17 protein-coding genes and 1 pseudogene are annotated in these 18,344 nt (G+C 42.9%); 13 read left to right on the top strand and 5 right to left on the bottom strand.

All coding sequences use genetic code 11. The features are described from left to right. Positions 1 to 165: 165 nt before the first annotated feature. On the bottom strand, positions 166 to 810 hold the full coding sequence (locus AC6CIF_RS17715) for a spore coat protein (protein WP_498200840.1): 645 nt from the start codon (positions 808 to 810) through the stop codon (positions 166 to 168). Positions 811 to 1,185: 375 nt separating this feature from the next. On the opposite strand from AC6CIF_RS17715, the gene AC6CIF_RS17710 reads away from it, so the two are divergent. Both AC6CIF_RS17710 and AC6CIF_RS17705 read left to right on the top strand, forming a co-directional pair. Further along, on the top strand, positions 1,186 to 1,722 hold the full coding sequence (locus AC6CIF_RS17710) for a hypothetical protein (RefSeq protein ID WP_498200769.1): 537 nt from the start codon (positions 1,186 to 1,188) through the stop codon (positions 1,720 to 1,722). Positions 1,723 to 1,751: 29 nt separating this feature from the next. After that, positions 1,752 to 2,480: a DUF1361 domain-containing protein gene (locus AC6CIF_RS17705; RefSeq protein WP_498200767.1), complete on the top strand. Its 729-nt coding sequence runs from the start codon at positions 1,752 to 1,754 to the stop codon at positions 2,478 to 2,480. A 141-nt stretch (positions 2,481 to 2,621) separates the two neighbouring features. Here AC6CIF_RS17705 and AC6CIF_RS17700 read toward each other — a convergent pair whose 3' ends face one another. Further along, positions 2,622 to 3,560, bottom strand: coding sequence for an alpha/beta fold hydrolase (locus AC6CIF_RS17700; RefSeq protein ID WP_498200765.1), 939 nt, complete (start codon positions 3,558 to 3,560; stop codon positions 2,622 to 2,624). A gap of 183 nt (positions 3,561 to 3,743) precedes the next feature. Between AC6CIF_RS17700 and AC6CIF_RS17695 the strand changes: the two genes are divergently transcribed. Both AC6CIF_RS17695 and AC6CIF_RS17690 read left to right on the top strand, forming a co-directional pair. Further along, positions 3,744 to 4,337, top strand: a complete 594-nt coding sequence (locus AC6CIF_RS17695; RefSeq protein ID WP_498200764.1) for a TetR/AcrR family transcriptional regulator — start codon at positions 3,744 to 3,746, stop codon at positions 4,335 to 4,337. Positions 4,338 to 4,479: 142 nt separating this feature from the next. Then, entirely contained in the window at positions 4,480 to 5,502 is a 1,023-nt protein-coding gene (locus tag AC6CIF_RS17690) for a serine hydrolase domain-containing protein (RefSeq protein ID WP_498200762.1), read from the top strand. Between the two features lie 84 nt (positions 5,503 to 5,586). On the opposite strand, the gene AC6CIF_RS17685 is transcribed toward AC6CIF_RS17690, so the two are convergent. Further along, positions 5,587 to 6,567, bottom strand: a complete 981-nt coding sequence (locus tag AC6CIF_RS17685) for a serine hydrolase domain-containing protein (protein ID WP_498200760.1) — start codon at positions 6,565 to 6,567, stop codon at positions 5,587 to 5,589. A 254-nt stretch (positions 6,568 to 6,821) separates the two neighbouring features. Here AC6CIF_RS17685 and AC6CIF_RS17680 point away from each other — a divergent pair, with 254 nt between their 5' ends. From AC6CIF_RS17680 to AC6CIF_RS17660, 5 genes are all read left to right on the top strand, one after another. After that, entirely contained in the window at positions 6,822 to 7,091 is a 270-nt protein-coding gene (locus tag AC6CIF_RS17680; protein WP_498200758.1) for a DUF6809 family protein, read from the top strand. A gap of 195 nt (positions 7,092 to 7,286) precedes the next feature. Then, positions 7,287 to 8,594 carry an SPFH domain-containing protein gene (locus AC6CIF_RS17675; protein WP_498200756.1) on the top strand — a complete coding sequence of 436 codons (1,308 nt, stop codon included), beginning with the start codon at positions 7,287 to 7,289 and terminating at the stop codon, positions 8,592 to 8,594. Further along, the gene (locus AC6CIF_RS17670; RefSeq protein WP_498200754.1) at positions 8,594 to 9,337 is read left to right on the top strand and encodes a hypothetical protein; all 744 of its coding nucleotides are present in this window, start codon (positions 8,594 to 8,596) and stop codon (positions 9,335 to 9,337) included. Before AC6CIF_RS17675 ends, AC6CIF_RS17670 begins: the two co-directional genes overlap by 1 nt. Before the next feature lie 482 nt (positions 9,338 to 9,819). After that, positions 9,820 to 10,305 carry a hypothetical protein gene (locus AC6CIF_RS17665; RefSeq protein WP_498200752.1) on the top strand — a complete coding sequence of 162 codons (486 nt, stop codon included), beginning with the start codon at positions 9,820 to 9,822 and terminating at the stop codon, positions 10,303 to 10,305. A gap of 288 nt (positions 10,306 to 10,593) precedes the next feature. Continuing rightward, positions 10,594 to 11,946, top strand: a complete 1,353-nt coding sequence (locus AC6CIF_RS17660; protein WP_498200751.1) for a glucoamylase family protein — start codon at positions 10,594 to 10,596, stop codon at positions 11,944 to 11,946. Between the two features lie 183 nt (positions 11,947 to 12,129). Here the strand turns inward: AC6CIF_RS17660 and AC6CIF_RS17655 are convergent, their stop codons facing one another. Further along, positions 12,130 to 12,768, bottom strand: a complete 639-nt coding sequence (locus AC6CIF_RS17655) for a TetR/AcrR family transcriptional regulator (protein ID WP_498200749.1) — start codon at positions 12,766 to 12,768, stop codon at positions 12,130 to 12,132. 126 nt (positions 12,769 to 12,894) lie between these two features. On the opposite strand from AC6CIF_RS17655, the gene AC6CIF_RS17650 reads away from it, so the two are divergent. Continuing rightward, on the top strand, positions 12,895 to 14,457 hold the full coding sequence (locus AC6CIF_RS17650; RefSeq protein WP_498200747.1) for an FAD-dependent monooxygenase: 1,563 nt from the start codon (positions 12,895 to 12,897) through the stop codon (positions 14,455 to 14,457). Between the two features lie 120 nt (positions 14,458 to 14,577). Here the strand turns inward: AC6CIF_RS17650 and AC6CIF_RS17645 are convergent, their stop codons facing one another. Continuing rightward, complete coding sequence (locus AC6CIF_RS17645; protein WP_498200746.1) at positions 14,578 to 16,116, bottom strand: hypothetical protein; 1,539 nt, start codon at positions 16,114 to 16,116, stop codon at positions 14,578 to 14,580. A 143-nt stretch (positions 16,117 to 16,259) separates the two neighbouring features. Between AC6CIF_RS17645 and AC6CIF_RS17640 the strand changes: the two are divergent. From AC6CIF_RS17640 to AC6CIF_RS17630, 3 genes and pseudogenes are all read left to right on the top strand, one after another. Next, positions 16,260 to 16,457: pseudogene (locus tag AC6CIF_RS17640) on the top strand (hypothetical protein); the annotation flags it as partial. Between the two features lie 139 nt (positions 16,458 to 16,596). Further along, the gene (locus AC6CIF_RS17635) at positions 16,597 to 17,193 is read left to right on the top strand and encodes a cupin domain-containing protein (RefSeq protein ID WP_498200745.1); all 597 of its coding nucleotides are present in this window, start codon (positions 16,597 to 16,599) and stop codon (positions 17,191 to 17,193) included. Between the two features lie 131 nt (positions 17,194 to 17,324). After that, positions 17,325 to 18,005, top strand: coding sequence for a hypothetical protein (locus tag AC6CIF_RS17630; protein WP_498200744.1), 681 nt, complete (start codon positions 17,325 to 17,327; stop codon positions 18,003 to 18,005). Positions 18,006 to 18,344: the final 339 nt, after the last annotated feature.

Below are 18,344 nucleotides of genomic sequence, written 5' to 3'. Positions count from 1 at the left end.
TGATCCGTATGTTGAATATGTAAGTTCTGTCTTTGATTAAACCAGTTTCTGGTAAGCGAATCAAGTGTCTTCAGTAGGAAAATGATTACAAATAATGAAAGAACAGCCCTTAAAACCCGAAAGGGTTCAAGAGACTGTTCTAGGTATTCGAACATTATCTTCTAATTAATGAAGTGGTTTATTACTACTATTAGGCATCTGAGGTGCTCCGGTTGCTGGAATATATGCCTGAAGCATCTGTTGTGTATCACTTTGAGTGAGTTGAGGTACTTGGTAATAGGCGTTTTTATTCTGGAACATGAAAATTTCATAGGCCATCTCGATAAAATGCTGGATCTGCGAAGCGACGACTCGGCGAACCGTTCCATTTGTGATCTCGTTGCAGGTCATGCCGAGCAGACTCGCATGTGACTTGATCAGTCCCAGCATATGACCGCTAATCCCGGCATCCTTTACATCGGCCAAGCTCTGGTTTGGTTTTTTCGGTGCTGATGGCTTAAGGCCATATACCGGTGGTACCATGTTGGGGATCATATAGGTAGCTGTCTCTTGATGAGGCTTCTGTCCGGATGCAAAACACTCTGCTGTCAGATTGTACTGGGATAATATGAAGTTGTACTGCCGGTCGAGAATGCCAATCAGTTCCTGGCTCTGCACAAATGTACGAAAGATCATGTATTGATCCAGGACGTTAATGGTGGAGGACAGAATCTCATGCACGTCGAACATCTCATGCCCGCCATGATTCATGTTAGGGGTGACATTTGGATTGGTGTTCAATGTAGGTTGTACTACATTCTGAGGGTTCATGGAATTTGGATTCATTGTAAATTTGATTCTCCTTTGGTAAATGGTATGATTCTATATAAGTTGAACGAAAGAATATTTACACTTGCCACTCCGATGACAGAACAACCTTCCGATCGCTGTTATCCCCAGATTTTTAATTCAATTTTACAAAGGTGAAAATCCGGTGATAAGCTTATGCTTCCGAAGTAGCTTTCTTGTAGAAAGCTTTTAGCGAACGCTTCGCTTCTGCAGTTTGTTTCTGTCCTCTGCGTTCTCGTGCAAATGTATAGTTCAACTTCTATAGTTCAACTTCTATAGTATGCTTAGAGAGTAGTAAACTTATGTAATGTGTTAAGAGTATACGCACAAATAGGAATAGGTATGGTGGTGGTTAAGATGGAGGAGACCGATTGGAGTGTAGCAAAGGATTTGTTCGTCAAACATTACGGGAGCGCTATACAGATGCATCGAGAAGGCATATATGCCGACTATAAGCGCTGGGATGTACCCCAAGAGTTAGAAGAACAATGGATAGGAGAGCGAATTCAACAATTAAGTTCCGAGCTGTCTATTATGAATTGGGATGCGGTGGATGAGCTTGCGTTGATTGCCAAACAGAGGATAGAACCCAGTATTATTATGGCAATTACAGCATTTGCATCGAGACAATTGAAGAGTGCGGACAGTATGGTTCGTCTCGTGTATGCTGAACGTTTGATTGAGCTGATTAAACGGTATGAATCCTCTCTGCCAATGGACAAGATACGGGAAACCTATCAACTGACGATGGATTTGTTGGTTGATGTGGCGACTAAACCGCTGGTGCTTGATCCAGGCCATGAATTACAGCAGTATGGATTAAAGGATAAACGTGGATTGAATTTGCGTGTGGAAAAGAATAAGGAAGAAATCATCCGCTATTTTCAAAACTAATTGAATTTTACCAAGTGAGGTCAGAATCATTGAGAAAACTGAATTATATTCGCATATTTATTTTCCTTAGTGTGGTCACAATAGTAACACTTGGGTTGTACTATGTAGCCGCAGATTGGTTGGATCAGCGTTATTTCCGCTTCCTGATCTGGAATCTGTTCTTGGGCTGGATTCCTTTTGTGTTCTCTTATGTAGCCTATCTTCTAAGTGATGTGAAATGGAAAGGTGCCGCATGGCTTGCAATCGCAAGTGGTCTGCTGTGGTTGTTATTTTTCCCGAACTCTTCTTACATTGTTACGGATCTGGTTCATCTGACAGCGAGAAGTTCCCGGTATTATGGTGGGAACGGGGTGGACTATACGTATTGGTACGACTTAAGTGTTGTATTAATGTTTGTCTGGACTGGACTTCTGCTTGGATTCCTGTCGATGTATCAGCTTCAGGAAGTGATCTATCACCGAATTGGACGCTGGGCATCCTGGATCTTTGTACTGGCAGGTTGTGCTTTGGGAAGTTACGGGGTATTGCTTGGACGTGTATATCGACTGAATAGCTGGGATGCACTGACGAATCGCGAGACGCTGATTGAGCTGATGCACGAAAGTGTAAGCCGTCCGTCTCTGGCGTTTTGCCTGTTTTTTGGCACGTTTATCACTACAATCTATGCCACATTGTATTATCTGATCAATACAAGGTCTCCCCGTGAAATGAAGAAGAGTGCAGGAAGTCCTGAGTCGGACCTGCAAGCGTTACGCTAACATTTGTTTTCTTAAGGCCGAACTCATTAGAACTAATCTTAATGTATAGTACTTAAAGGGCTGTTCCTAGTCATACACATGGCTATCGGAACAGCCCTTTAACATTGGATCGAGCGCAGGATGTTCTGAAGAAAAATACCTCTACTTATCAAAGATTAACTCAAGGATTGTTTTCACAACCAGTTCAGGTTCATCGTGAATAATCATATGCCCACTTCGGGTGGCCACAATGAGCTGACTATCCTTCGATATATTCAACATGTTACGCTGTCCCGATTGCCATATGGATTCGAGCGTCTGCCCAATGTCAACCGAAATCCCTGCACTAGCATAGTTTTGAGGACGTCCGCGTGCAATGATACGTACAGGGATGGATCCAAGACGTTGGCCACGAATGGCATCTTCTGTTGAATGGGCGTGGAGGGCTTCTTCTTCTTTGGCGTGAAAATAGGAAGGGGTAGCAATCACATTAACAAAAGTATCCCGATCTTGCTTGGCAACCAGACCATCAAGCATAAAGTCTGGAAATAATCTGAAAGCTCCAGATACCTTCAGTAAAGATAACAAGGAGGCAGGCGGGTTTCCCTGAAAATGAGCCTGTTCCAACAAAGCCTTTGTATTCCGTTCATCATCCTCAGGTCGCGCATCAATGAGGACAAGGCTCTGAACCTCATTTGAATAGGTCTGTGCAAAGAGTCTAGCATACATACCCCCAAGAGAATGACCTACCATAACGTAAGGGCCGCGTATGTTCTCCTTCTCCAGAGCTGCATGTAAATCTTTGACTATATTTGTACCTGTACGTTCTGTAGGTGCAGATTCACTCCAGGCATATCCAGCGCGATCATACGTGACAACCGTTGCATGTTGGGCTAGTTCCGCAGGAATGTCCCTCCACGACAAACTGGTCTCACCACTTCCAGCCTCCATAAGTATGGTCGGTGAACCATTGCCTTGTTTATGAATGTGTAGTTGGTAACCGCCGACTTGAACTAACGTACCTGGAGGTGGAAAGTCCTTTTTGGCCTGCGACGAAGCAAACCACTCATAGAGGAATGATGCACTGATCAGCAATAACATGGTGCAAAATAGCCTTATTATGAAGGTGATAACTCTGAATTTCTTACGTTTTGAGGCTGGGATAGTGGTATGCATGATCTTATGAATTCCTCTCCTACAGCTGTTTTATATTTTAATACAATGTATCAAAAAGATTATAGCACAGTGTATTACAAAAAGAGAAGTTTGGTGTATAATGTTGTCATGCCAAAAATCGTAGATCATGAAGCTCAAAGGAAAATCGTTGCTGATGCAGCCATCCGGGTCATTCAAGTGCATGGACTGGAGCATGCTACAGTTCGGAATATAGCAAAGGAAGCGGGACTATCTGTAGGTTCCATGCGTCATTATTTTGCCACACAGGCGGAATTGTTCACCTTTTGCATGAATCTTTTTGCAGAACGGGTACAGAAAAGGGTGGAGGCATTACAGATGAGTGGATCTGTACTGCTGGATATGAAGAATCTGCTCTTGCAATTTCTCCCGTTGGACGAAGACAGAATGATGGAAATGGAGGTCTGGTTTTCGTTTACAGCCAAATTATTGGTGTACCCCGAATTAAAAAAGTTAAGTGATCAGATGCATCAGGGTATGTATCGATCAGTTCAGTGTGTAATACAGGAGTTGCAGAAGCAGGGGATGACTCATCCTAAACTGGATGCCGATATGGAGATCGAGAAGTTATATGCTCTTGTGGATGGGCTCGCAATACATATGTTAATGCAGCCAGATAGACTTACGGTAAAACGAGTGGAACAAGTGATTGAACAGCATTTGAGTACACTTTGTCAAACTTAATCTTACATTGTATGAAGAAGGGTTATTTCCTTTTATGAGGGAGTAACTCTTCTTTTTACGAAAATGTGGCAGGTATGCAGGATATGACGAAGAATTAAAATGAGAGTATTAAGAATACATAGACAAGTAGGTGAACAACAAAATGTTGAATGTAGTAGAGCTGACAACAAAAGTAGAAGAAGTCATGGAACGCGTGAATTTTTCGGGTGTTGTATTACTCCAGCAAGCCGGGAAAACCCTTTTGAATATGAAACGTGGTTATGCGAATCGTAGCGAAGAGCTTGCCAATCAGGTAGATACACGCTTTGGAATTGCATCAGGATGTAAGATCTTCACGGCAGTGAGTGTATGCCAACTAATTGAAGCAGGCAAGTTGTCTGCGGATTCCAAGCTTACGGATGTGTTGGATGTGGAGTTTCCACTGTGGGACAAAGGGATCACCATCCAGCAGTTGTTAACACACACGTCAGGCATTCCGGATTATTTCGATGAAGAAGTGATGGATGACTTTTCAGAATTATGGAAAGACAGACCCGTCTACGCGATGCGGCGTTTAAGTGACTTTCTGCCCATGTTTCATCATCTGCCAATGAAGTCTGCTCCGGGTGAACGTTTTCACTACAACAATGCAGGTTTCATTGTGCTGGGACTTATCGTGGAGCAGCATTCAGGACGGTCGTTTACAGATTATGTGGAAGAGCACATTTTCAAAAGGTGTGGCATGAAGGACTCGGGTTATTTCTTAACAGATCAGCTTCCGCGCAACACAGCTTTAGGCTATATCGATCATGAAGACGGCTCCTGGAACACCAATATGTTCTCCATTCCTGTCAAAGGTGGATCAGACGGTGGAGCCTATGTTACGGCACCGGATATGATTCGATTTTGGGATGCTTTGCTGGGTCACCAATTGTTGAATGAAGAGGCGACACAGCAGTTATTAACTCCACATGCTCATCAAGAGGATGAAGAGTATTATGGGCAGGGTATCTGGATTGACCGCAAGGGGGAAGACATTTTCAAATTTCATGTCATGGGGTTTGATCCAGGAGTGTCGTTCATGTCTTCCGTGTATCCGGACTATGATCTACAACTGGTTGTGGTCTCTAATCAAGAGTCTGGTCCGTATCCAATAACGATTGCCATCGAAGAAGCTTTTGCATGACAAATAAACCCTCAGCCTATGGTCAGGTTATGGCCACAAGGTTGGGGGTTAATTGATCGAACAGGAAAGAAGGATTGCCTGCGTTTATAACATTTTCCATAGCTCAGGGGCAATTAATCGAGGGAAAACATCCAGCGGAGGTTTCTCTTTCTTTCGTTTGTCATTGGTTAACACCGTAACAAGTTCGAGCTCTGGGACAATATATACATACTGACCACCAAATCCTCGCGCGTAATAATAATGGAGATTGGGTTGGTCGTCTTCAGCAGCAATATTTTCGGAGTCAGACCTTTCGTTCGGATAGACATCCACCCACCAATGCCAAGCATAACTCCCGTGATTTGGTGGAGTGACTGTAATAAAAGGCTGTGTCGAACGAGATACGAGATCACTTGAAATGAGAGACTCCCCCTCCCACATCCCTTGCTGTAGAAACAGCTGACCGAATTTTAGCAGATCTACGGGTAACATCTTAAGACCGAATCCGCCGGTATGTACACCTTGAGGGTCACTTTCCCATTCGTAATGCTTAATTCCGAGTGGATCAAAAAGATAACGTTCTGCGAACTCGGCTACGTTCATACCTGCATTTTGCATCAGGATGGCGGATAGGATCTGTGATACTCCTGAGTTGTACTCCATATATGTACCCGGTACATGGCTTAAGCGTTGTTCCAATGCAAAATCCACCCAATGATCGGTGCGGGTCATGCGAGGGAATGAATTCTGCCCGCCGAACTCGTCCCAGTTGAATCCGGCTGTCATGGTAAGCAGTTGTTCCAGCGTGATCGAAGGTTTACGCGGATCAGGATCGGATGTCAACTGTGGGAAAAAAGTAGAGACTGGGGCTGATGCCTCTGGCAACAAACCTTTATCCATCGCTATACAGATGAGCGCGGACAGCACACTCTTGGTACATGAATTGATTTTTGCAATATCGGTCGCAGCCTCTTGGTTGCGGTAGTGTTCGTACATAATCTCACCGCGTACGCTGACGAGGCAGCTTCGCAGATCCAGCTGCGGAACGATCTGTTGTAACTTGGATGACAGTGATGAAGGATTCATAGTGTCCTTTCTGTACGGTTGATTTGTTATAGGATTTTGTAGAAATAGGTGTCCATTATCTTAGCATACTCTCGAGGTAGGGCTCAACAAGCGCTACATTATTATGTCAAAGCAAGCATGTAAAATGCGATTTTCTATGTAAGCGATAAGAAACCCATGCGAATATCGCATAAATCCCCAGCATTGTCTGTCAATCTTATATAATTGTCATGAGAAGAGCACAAGACATGTATAAGAGAAAGGGGGGCTGTGATGTGGGAAATATAATAGAAGAATTATATTACGGTAACCTGAGACCAGAGGAGAATATTGTTCCTAAAGATTCGGAGTATCGTTCTATTAATAAGGAGATTACAGCTTCTATCGGAAAATTTCAGAGAAAGCTTTCGGAGGATGACTTTAAACAACTCGAGGTATTGTTTGATATGATGGATCAAGTTCACTCTATTCATTCAAGAGAGGCTTTTGCGAGTGGTTTCAAAATTGGGACGTTGATTATGATCGAGAGTGGTTTCACAAGCTAATATAGGAAAAATACCATATGAAAAATGAACTATGTTAGTGCGTATTAAGGTTAGAAATGGTAAAATATCAATGCCTAAACATGGAACAAGTAGATGAAAGATAATTAAATATAGGAAATAGTGTAGAATGAGTGTTTTAGCAAAAGAACTTCTATGCAAATTATAGTAATCTAATACTGAATTGAGGAATTAAACATGGCGATTATTGACGTAATTAAGTATGATGGCTCACCTGATGTGTTTGCTTGGAAACATCCCGAGACTGAACTAGGAACATGGACTCAGTTAATTGTGAATCAATCTCAACAAGCAATTCTTTTCAAGGATGGAAGAGCGCTTGATATGTTTGGACCCGGAAGGCATACGCTGAGTACTGCGAATATCCCAATCTTGAACCGTCTCGTTAACCTTCCGTTCGGAGGAAAGTCACCTTTTGCAGCAGAAGTATGGTATGTCAATCAAGTAAGCGCATTGGACGTTAAATGGGGAACGGCGAATCCGATTCAGATCCAGGATCCCAAGTATAATATTATTGTTCCCGTAAGAACATTTGGACAAATGGGAATTAAAATTTCGGATTCACGAAAATTTTTGGTCAAGCTTGTGGGAACACTGCCTGAGTTTAACCAAGCTAATATGATTAATTACTTCCGTGGGTTGATTATCATGAATATTAACTCCATGTTGTCATCATATCTAATACATAGAAAAGTAAGTGTTTTGGAGATCAATGCCTATATCGCCGAGATATCACGACATTTTGCAGATACGGTAGCTTCTACTTTTGAAGAATTTGGTATTGAGTTAATCAACCTGTATATTCACAGTGTTAATCTGCCTGAAGAAGACCCTTCCGTCATTCGATTAAGAGAAGCGTTGGCACGCAAAGCTGAGATGGATATCATTGGGTACACATATCAGCAAGAACGTTCGTTTGATACGCTTGAAGGTGCAGCGAAGAATGAAGGAAGCATGCAGTCAGACATCATGGGCGCAGGGCTTGGTATGGGCATGGGGGTTGGTCTGGGTGGTTCTTTCAGTGGCGAGATGTCCCAGATGTCTAAAGTGATGTCTACGAAGGAAACGCCTGCAGTAAGTATATGTAAGCAGTGCCATCATCCGAATCAGGAGAACAGCTCTTTTTGCAGCAAATGTGGCAATTCATTAGCCGAAAAATCGGTAGCAACAACAGATTGCAACAATTGTGGACATGCCTTGCCACAGGGAACCAAATTCTGTCCTAACTGTGGTGACAAATACCATGCATGTCCTTCATGTGGGGCGGATAATGCGGAGAACGCATTGGAATGTATCCAATGTCATCAACCGATGCCTAACCCATGCCCAAATTGTAACCATATGAATTCCGGTCATACAAAATTCTGTGGCAACTGTGGCACAAGTTTAAGTTTGAAGTGTAGTCGGTGCCAACATGAAGTAAAACCCGGCCAGAAGTTCTGTCTCGATTGCGGAAACAATCTGCAAGAAGGAGGACAGGCATAGTGATGGTAAAACGGAGCAATTTCTTGATTTTGGATGTCGTCTATTTAATATGCATGTTAGTATCCTCAATCGTTTCTTTTACGCTGTTTAATCATGCGCTTCTGTCGTTTTCCTTTTGGATGAATCTCGTTGCTTCTTATGTAGCGATTACGGCTATTTGGATCTACGCGCGGTTCATCATGCAAAATATGGATCGGTATAAACGGTTTGTTCCAGGTTACACAGCTTTAGGTGTAGTATTAGGTATTTATCTGATTTGTGTGATGATCTACACGTTGTTAACAGGTTCAGCAGATCATGCGCTTCGCTGGTTCGTATTGTTACACACGGTAACGATTGCGATCGCAATTATTTTGTGCGGAATCATTATGATCTATATTCAGAGTGCGCGCCGTCATGAAACAGATGAACATACAAAAATCGCAAACTTACAATTAATCGAAAAAGCCTTACAGCAATTGCTTCATACCATGGTGCAACATTCCGTCCTAACTGTGGAAGAGGAGCGCAAAACCGTTCAGTCATTAATTGAACTTGTAAAGTATAGTGACCCAATCACTCCGGATTCCCTTGAGAAAAATGACCGCCAGATCTTGCTGGACATTGAATTGATGAACAGTGAGCTTACAAATCAGTACGAAGCAGGGGAATTGGTAAATAGTGAACGTTTTGCTTCGCAACTATCCCAGTTAAAGTTCCGTTTGAAAGAGCGCAATCAACAGATCATGACAAGCAAATCATAAATTGCAGGAGGAAACGCGGTGAAAAGATTTTTTGGAATTATATTCATTATCCTTTCGTCTCTGACGATCTTGTTATCTTTAATATTAATATCCGAAGGAACAGAAACGGCCATTATAAGTACAATAATTCTTTTTATCCCCGGGGTTATCGTACTTGTTACGGGCATTAAAATGTGTGGTCGACCTAAATCTCATTCTAGGACTGATCAATATCATCACTACGATTCTATTGATAAGCAAAATTACGAAGATCAGCATCAAGAGAAATATGACGAGACACCTCAAGAATCTGTAGCCGTGAATTGTTCAGGGTGTGGAGCCAAGGTAAAGGTATATCCTACTTTGTCTGCGGATTGTGAGTATTGCGGAACGACAATGAGGATCTCTTAGTCGTAGCTAACATAAATAGACTTTAACAGTTTTAGCGGACGGATACTTGTAGTGTGTCGGTTAGGCGTAGAGTTTGTTTGGGAGGAATCAAATTGAGGAAGTTTTTCGGGCTCATTTTTATGGTGTATGCAATTGGCACACCCATTGCTTTTTTCAATGCAGACAATCACAAAAGTGGGGATCTATTTGGCATAATTGGAGTTATTATTATTGAATTTTTATTTTTGTTTTTTGGTATTAAATTGCTTAGGAAAAAACGTGTTAAGAAAAAGCATGTCCCTGAACGAAAGTTTTATGGGGGAGACTATGGAGGTCATCTTGATCGCGAAAATGCGAATCCGCATACTTATTCAAGTTACAATAGCAACACCGTGAGTTACAGTAGTCATAATACAATTAACTATACAGAGATCAATTTTTCAGATAAGGAAAACACTGAAGAGAAAGCCGATGAAAAAGTTGAAGAGCCACAAAGGCCTGTTTCAGTGAGTTGCCCGGGATGTGGGGCGAAGGCAAAAGTGCTTCCCAAGCAATCAACAGACTGCGAGTATTGTGGAACAACAGTTGTAGCAACTTAGAACGGTTCAGAATGGATAGAAGAAAGGATTAAGCCTGATTCCTATGGAGTCAGGCTTTTATCTACTCAATTTAGAATCTGAAAGTTTCTCAAACGAACAAATACGTCATATAATCCTGCGTGTGCTGCTTTGATGTGGTCCAATAATGAAACGTTTCGAATTTATATGTATAAATGATCCATATTATAATCAATGTTTGTAAGCGTTTAATTTTCTTGTTTACGGAAATGGGAAATTTATGATAACATATACACGAAACGTTTCGAATCCATTTGAAGGGAGAAAATCATGAAAAAAGTAAAACAATTCAGCTTCATTTTAACTTTTTGTCTGTTAGCTAATCTAGCTTTAACTCCTATGGCTTCAGCAGGTAACTCAAGCAATTTAATTGGATTTCGAGCAGAATTGAAAGCGATTGCATATAAAACCTATACGTTTTTTGAGGACTATACAGATCAGAACACTGGCTTGACTTACGATGAAGTGCGGCTCACTGAAAACGGGACAGAAGAAGCTAAACGTACCTCGCCCACGAACATCGCAATGTATATGATGAGTACCGTTTCAGCGCAACAATTGGGCATTATTTCAAAGAAAGAAGCTGTACATCGCCTGCAAACAACTATAAATTCCCTCGAAAAGTTAGAAAAGTGGAACGGCCTATTTTATAACTGGTATAACACAGATGACGGATCAGTGAAGAAAGATTGGGGCCAATTTATTTCCCAAGTCGATAATGGCTGGTTATCCGCTGGTTTAATTGTTGTTGGGCAAGCCTATGAAGAACTTCATGGGGAAACAAGCAAGTTGGTTGAAAATATGAATTATACTCCACTATATGATCCTGAAGTAGGCCAATTCCGCGGAGGTTATGATGTGGCTAAAGGCGCGCTGACGGACCACCATTACGGAATGTTTTACACGGAACCACGTGTTGGCAGCTATATTGCCATTGGGAAAAGTGACGTTCCCCAAGATCATTGGTGGAAGATGTATCGCACATTACCTCAAGAATGGGATTGGCAAGCTCAAATTCCTCAAGGCAAATCCGTTAAGTACGATGGAGTGGATGTGTTTGAAGGAAGTTATGTATACAAGGACAAAAAGTTCGTGCCAAGCTGGGGAGGCAGTATGTTTGAAGCTCTTATGCCCGGTATGGTCATAAAGGAAAAAGAGCTGGGTACTCAAGCTTTGGGATTGAACAACCAGCGTCATGTCGAATTGCAGATCGAATATGCCAAAGAAAAAGGGTATGCCGCATGGGGCTTTTCACCTTCTGCAACTCCGACAGGTTACAGTGAGTTTGCAGCAACGCCGTTAGGTACCTCAGGTTATAAAGATGGAGCAACGGTAACAGCACATGCATCATTCCTGGCCCTGGATTATGCCCCTGAAGCTGTTCGAAAGAACATTAAAGCTTTAAAGAACTTCAAAATGTTTGGGAAATATGGGTTCTATGACTCAGTCAATGTTGAAACAGGAGAACTTGCAAAAGCTTATCTGGCACTGGATCAAGGGATGATTATGGTATCGATCGCCAATTATCTTCAAGATGGCGTTATCCGCGATTATTTTCACAGTGATGTGATAGGGCAGACACCAGAAGAATTATTGAAAAAAGAAGTTTTTTCCATTCAATAGAGGGTTGCTTTAGATTAGAGCAAGTTCACTAACGAATGGGACGAAGATAAAAAGATGGGCGGAATGAAGCAGGATATCAGCATGCTTCGTTCCGTTTTTGCGTTTACCATTGATAATAAAGTCGCAGATCGATTAGATTATGGAATTTATCCGGAAACAGAAAAGGCAATTACAATGGCGATTTTAAGACTTACGTTGTGGGGCATAAGCGCAAAGAAAGACGCGTACGCCTTCAGTGATGATACGTTTAGTTTGCTCCTCCTCTAATGTCCCGATTTTTCCCGGTTGATTAAATACCAATAAAAACGTTAATGCAGCGAAGTGCTTTGCAGCCATTTTAGGATCAATCACATGGAGCAGTCCGTTTTGTCCAAACGCTGTAAACCTCCTGATGATCCCCTCTTCAGTTGCGTTATCCAGCCTTTCAAAAAACGAGTCTGGCAGGTTGGCAGCTTCCACCATAACCAGACGGATCAAAGCCTTGTAATCTGCCGAACCGTTTGCAGAAGCTACGATTTGTTCACAAAATAAGATGAGCGCCTGCTCAAGATCTTCGAATTTCAAGAGGTGGTCTGAAATCCCTTGCTCAATCATGACGAGAACCGCCGAACTGGATTCTTCCACAACGGCAAGCAGTAGATTCTGTTTGTCGCCATAATAATCATAAACTGTCCGTTTAGAAACTCCCGCTTTAGTTGCGACCGCATCGACACTGGAACGATCAAACCCTTCCGAAAGAAACAGATCTCGTGCCGCCGCAATAATTTTAGCTCGTTTGTCTGAAGAGCCTTTGCGGATTTTCTTGTTTTGCGTATGATCCATTCTTACGTTTTCCCCCTTATATGTGTATTTCAGAAATGGATTAGAGTCCTGCTTTACAAACTACACTGTACGGTGTAGTGTAACAAATGTAGCGGATTAAATCAATGATCAAGGAGGTTTTTATCCATGAATACCATACCGTCTGTTGTTGATGTTCTCATTGTCGGGGCCGGACCCACAGGGCTTACACTTGCCTGCGACCTTGCCCGTCGAAACGTCAACCATCGTATTATTGAACGAAGCACAGCGTATAACGTTGCATCACGCGCCAAAGGAATCCAACCTCGCTCGCTTGAAGTCATCGATGATTTGGAAGCCGTTCACTACATTGTTGATACAGGTGTTGTGGACTTGCCTGTTCGTTATTATACCGCAGATGGCAGAAGTGTGGACAAGCCGACTATTACCGTTGCAGCCAGCGCCGAACTTGAGACACCCTATCGCGATCCGGTCTGGATTGCTCAATTTGATGTGGAAAAAGCGTTGCGCGACCGATATGCAGTGCTTGGCGGTCAAGTTGAGTTGGGCATGGAAGCTGTAGGGCTTGTTCAGGATGTGGATGGTGTATCGGTAACGGTGAATACAGCCCAAGGAGAAGAGCAAATTCGTGCTTGTTATGTAGTCGGCGCTGACGGGGGCAAAAGCAATATCCGCAAATTTATTCACTTACCGTTGGTTGGGGAAACACATGATCATGAGCGATGGTATCTTGGCGATGTACGATTGGAAGGGTTAGATCGTGACCATATCCATATCTGGACTTCTTCGGAGGGGATGGTCGGGGTGACACCGCTGCCAAAATCCGATATTTGGCAACTGCAGGCTACAATTCCGGCAGACATCGATGAACCAGAGCAGCCGTCGTTAGAGGGGTATCAAGCCATGTTTGACCGTCGTGCCGGGTCCGGACGTGTTCGGCTTACGGATGCTTCATGGCTGTCCATCTACCGGGTCAACGTTCGTATGGTTGAATGTTACCGAAACAACCGGGTTTTCCTTGCCGGTGATGCGGCTCATGTTCATTCGCCGGCCGGCGGTCAAGGCATGAATACGGGAATACAGGACTCATACAACCTTGGCTGGAAGCTGGCGGCTGTCATACGCGGAGCGGACACCGTCTTACTTGACACGTACGATGAAGAGCGCCGCCCAGTGGCTCAAGCCGTGCTCAAAGACAGCACAAAGAAGATGGGAGGCGTCATAGGAACGGCGACAGAAGGCGGAGGGTTGTCCCAATCCTTGAGCACCATATCCGACGATCTGACGAGCGGGCTTCTCATTTCCTATCATTCAAGTTCGCTCACCCGTCCGTCTGCTCGAACAAATGCTACCCGTTTACTTCCTGGAGATCGTGCTCCTAATGCTAGGGGACTGCAAGGCGCCGGGTTTGCAGGAAGTGTCTTTGACCTCTTGCGCGGCCCACACTGGACGCTTTTGGCTTTTGCAAACTACATCGATCCTTCTCTGAAGAACTTCACCAACGATGCACTCCATTTGCATTATATTCTGCCATCGAAGGTAGAGGGGGCGGAAGGCATAGTAGACACAGCAGGGAACGCCTATCGAATATACGATGTCGCAAGTAAAGAACTTGTATTGATTCGTCCTGACGGTTACATCGCCATGCGCACCTCGATTGATGATACCGCATCAATCCTGAATTACTTGAATTTGTGTGGCTTATCATAGGATCGAGCGACCCAAGGCTCTGCCCGAATCACGTCGTCTTATTGAAAATAGAGTGTAAGAAATTCTATTCATGCAAAAAAGGGTCCTGCCATTTTCATAACAGGACCCTATTTGTGTAACCTAGAAATCCCTCAAACGATCAAATACCTCATATAATTCCTCGTGATTAACCTTAACCAAATCATCTTGACGCAGTTCCAAATGCTGCTGTAATTGCTCCAGCAACTCCGTTAGAGCAACATAAATTTCTTCCCGTTCAACAGTTTCAATAAAGCCAGTCTTGGCATCCAACTTGTTGAAGGACTGTGTGTAGTTCTCAACCATGGAGACAAGTTGTTTTTGTAGAGACTCCTGATCCATGGAAACTTGACTTAATTGACGGATTTCCTTCAAGCATTGCTTGTACAATTGAGCTGCTTTTTTGGCATGTGCTGCCTTGATGTGCTCTCGCCCATCCCAATCCCGAAACGGATTCTTCAGGTTCTCCGCAAGCCATTCGGGTTTGCGTGCTTTGGTGATTTCCATATCAAGTCCGGCAGCAGCGAATTTTTTATATCTTGTTTTGATCGATTTGGCTGCATCGGCAGGCAGGCTGGTTAGCCACAGCGTAGCCAATTTTGGAAGTTGCTCTGGACCAGGGAATTGTTCCCCATTGAAGCCAAACAGGTCATATGTAGTGAAGGTTTGCAAATTTGCCAAATGCTGAATCGACTCTATATGGGATACATTGCCGGGTTTACCCCACAATCGCAACTCTGAAAGCTCAGGATAATACTGCACAAGTGGCTCCAGATTGAGCTCTGTGATATCTCTGATATACAGACCTTCAAGTCGTGAGATACCCGTAACCTGTGGCAGGCCCGATGGAACATTGAGAGTGATGCATTTACCGTCTTCATAAGCCGTGATACGCAGATCAGGAGACAGCTCACCTGTAAAATTCAGACTTTTCATCTTTGTGTTCAAAATTAACTCCTTCAATCCGCTGACATCCACAATAAGTTTGGTCAGGTGACTGTTGCTGATATCGAGCATCGTTTGACCATGATGTATGATATGAAGTTCATTAATGAACGGGTTGTCCTCTATAAATGGAAAGATCGATTCCGTATATCCATCCATTTCAATATGTGTCAGACAAGGTAGCTTTGCGAGTTCGGCTACATCTTCAAAAGATTTAGGGCTGAAATCGCGGAGTGTACTCGTACTGCGCCGCATTACACGATCGCCAACCATCACTTCTTTGTCATCATCCGCAGCTTGTTTGAACTGCGCTCTTCGGATCGCATCGATACCTTCCCATTCACGCTGGAGATAGAGACTTTGTCCGATCGGCCAGCCTCCGCCATACGTATTTGTTTCCTCGGTGTAGAGAGGAGGGATGTTACCTGCAAGCACATACCGTGAAGGAACATTAGCACTCACGAAACTATGGGCAAGTCGATCATGCCAGAAATAGAAATTACAGATCAGCGGTTTCATTTGATGAAGTTGCATTTCATTAGGCAGTTGATCACCAGTCCAATCCAATTGAAGAACTGAGGCAAGCATATCGGAAGTTTTACCCTCCGTTTCTTTCAGTCCAGTTACCTGGCAGGCTGTATATTGTTGTAATTTTTCGACGTACACGCAGTATACATCTCCAACATTGGGGATCATGTTATGCTCCTTTCGTTCTGCATCAATCGATGCTAAGCTACTTGTAAACCAAGTATTCTGCAGAACTAATAATAGATGAATTATATCAAAGTCATTCAGAGACTACCATTTTGGGATAGAGTCGAATAGGCTTGAATACTTTTATAAAAAGGAACGATGTCTATGGATACAAGTATGAGCCGTACAAAAAACTGGGTGAGTTTTTGAAATCACGGAGAAGCCGCATTCAACCGTAACAAGTTGGATTGTCGGGATCTTATGGACAGCGAAGAACACCCGGTCTACGGCGGGAAGAAGTAACGGTATTGGCTGGTGTCAGTGCAACGTATTACACGTGTCTAATTCGTTTATACATGATTCTAAGAAACCTAATGTTCAGGATTAAAAACAATATATAACATGTGTCAACGGTATTATCTTTCTATTCTCTGGCATACAGTACAACAATGAGATGTATGCCCAAGGAGGAGAAATGATCGTATGATGAATCCGATTTTACAAGCCCCGAATGTTCCGCTGGCAGCCGATTCCAATGCGGTTGTCAATTATCAGAGGGATTCACGCAACTATGTAACCCAGTTGTTTGGAGAACAGCTGCCAACCATTGAGAATGGTTTCTTCAACGTGTACTTAAGCAAAGGAATTATTGTGCAGCCGCACTGGCACACCAATGTCACGGAGATGGTTGTGGTCATCACCGGTGAAATTACAGCGTCAGTCTTCAATCCGTTTGAGCGTGAACGATTGACATATCGTCTGAAACCAGGGCAGGTTGTGGTATTTCCGAAAGGCTGGTTTCACTGGTTTGTCGCTGAGACAGATGATGTATATGTATTAACAATCTTTGATCAACCAACGCCTGATATTGTGTTTGGAGCGGATTTCTTGGCAGCTACACCGCCGGAGGTGGCTCACCGTGCGTACTGTTTGGATGAGGAGGCATATGCGAGAGCTGTTGCTTCCATTCAAAATGATGCGATTCTGGGCCCACCAATAGGATGTGATACGCAGGTTTCTGATCAATCGACTTCACCTTCCAAGACGTCCGTGTCACCATCCAATAAACAGAAGTCTTAATTCAAGATTCCGTATTCATGATCAAAGTACAAAGCCTGTAACTGGAGAATAACAGTTGCAGGTTTTTTGACGTCTTGATGTAATAATCGTTAGTATAGTATGAACATCCAACAAAAATGGAGGATTCATGAATGAACATGTCAGAAATGGATACGCTTGAAACTGCAATGAGTTATGCACCTATTTTGATGTTTGACAGAGCCGAACCCTTTTATCCTGATTTTGTTGGCATTTCTGTGTTGCATCAATCTGGGCCTTCACCATCGTTCAGAAGGGACATTAAGTTTCCGACCGAGGCAGTACAATATGTAATTGAATATGCAATCTGGTGGGATTATGAGATTGGACATCTGTATGAAATGGAGCATGTATGGGTTTATGTGGGTCATGACGGAGAGGTAGTAGACTGTGAAGCCAGCTTTCATGGGAAGGTGCTGCGTGGATTGTTGAAGGAACGGGTCAATGTGGTTGGACATCATGTATGCTTGTACTCGCAGCCTGGCAAACATGCTTTCTCACCACTTCCGGTTGTATTTGAGTTACTGCCAAACCTGTATAGTGCAGCAGGTGCCGAAGCTGGATGTGATGGGCTACTTGTGAATGAGTTGTTTCAAGATTATTTTGAAACAAATGAACAGATCGATGCTCAGGTAGAGCGTTATCTACAGACCAAAGCGTTTATACCTACCATGGAGTTCGAAGAATATTTACTAAAACCGGAGATGTTCATGACGTGGGATAACCTGTTTGGTATTATTCCGCACAGGATTAAGGACCGCTTAATTGAACTGGAGCAGTTATATAACACATAAGTAATTAGTTTTAAACGGGTTATATGATAATTTGAATTTTTTTGCTTCAAAACCAAACTTTGTTTATTCGGGTTTGGTTTTTTTTTTTTATTTTTTTTATGGGAAAATGGACTCAGTATAAGTAATCATTTATTAGACTTAGGTCATGAAATGTTGAGTGTGTACAGCAAAAATACATAATTTTTTGTATGGAAAATGATATTTGTTAGACGCAAGAACTATACAACTTCTTATGTAAATATAAGAAGTTCATGCCACATGTAATTTTGTATGGAGATATATGTGTAAGTCAATGCAGAAAGTTGATTATACGCATATATGTAAATTTAAATAGAAATT

The sequence above is a fragment of the Paenibacillus sp. GQ49 genome (genome assembly GCF_059759055.1).
Note: the sequence above shows the minus strand (reverse complement) of the source record. Positions and strands in the feature narration are given on the sequence as shown.

What these genes read in the sequence shown, in the direction of transcription:
- AC6CIF_RS17715 (WP_498200840.1), bottom strand. Translation starts at nt 810, where the DNA reads ATGAACCCTCAGAATGTAGTACAACCTACATTGAACACCAATCCAAAT.
- AC6CIF_RS17710 (WP_498200769.1), top strand. Translation starts at nt 1,186, where the DNA reads ATGGAGGAGACCGATTGGAGTGTAGCAAAGGATTTGTTCGTCAAACAT.
- AC6CIF_RS17700 (WP_498200765.1), bottom strand. Translation starts at nt 3,560, where the DNA reads ATGTTATTGCTGATCAGTGCATCATTCCTCTATGAGTGGTTTGCTTCG.
- AC6CIF_RS17695 (WP_498200764.1), top strand. Translation starts at nt 3,744, where the DNA reads ATGCCAAAAATCGTAGATCATGAAGCTCAAAGGAAAATCGTTGCTGAT.
- AC6CIF_RS17690 (WP_498200762.1), top strand. Translation starts at nt 4,480, where the DNA reads ATGTTGAATGTAGTAGAGCTGACAACAAAAGTAGAAGAAGTCATGGAA.
- AC6CIF_RS17685 (WP_498200760.1), bottom strand. Translation starts at nt 6,567, where the DNA reads ATGAATCCTTCATCACTGTCATCCAAGTTACAACAGATCGTTCCGCAG.
- AC6CIF_RS17675 (WP_498200756.1), top strand. Translation starts at nt 7,287, where the DNA reads ATGGCGATTATTGACGTAATTAAGTATGATGGCTCACCTGATGTGTTT.
- AC6CIF_RS17660 (WP_498200751.1), top strand. Translation starts at nt 10,594, where the DNA reads ATGAAAAAAGTAAAACAATTCAGCTTCATTTTAACTTTTTGTCTGTTA.
- AC6CIF_RS17655 (WP_498200749.1), bottom strand. Translation starts at nt 12,768, where the DNA reads ATGGATCATACGCAAAACAAGAAAATCCGCAAAGGCTCTTCAGACAAA.
- AC6CIF_RS17650 (WP_498200747.1), top strand. Translation starts at nt 12,895, where the DNA reads ATGAATACCATACCGTCTGTTGTTGATGTTCTCATTGTCGGGGCCGGA.
- AC6CIF_RS17645 (WP_498200746.1), bottom strand. Translation starts at nt 16,116, where the DNA reads ATGATCCCCAATGTTGGAGATGTATACTGCGTGTACGTCGAAAAATTA.
- AC6CIF_RS17635 (WP_498200745.1), top strand. Translation starts at nt 16,597, where the DNA reads ATGATGAATCCGATTTTACAAGCCCCGAATGTTCCGCTGGCAGCCGAT.
- AC6CIF_RS17630 (WP_498200744.1), top strand. Translation starts at nt 17,325, where the DNA reads ATGAACATGTCAGAAATGGATACGCTTGAAACTGCAATGAGTTATGCA.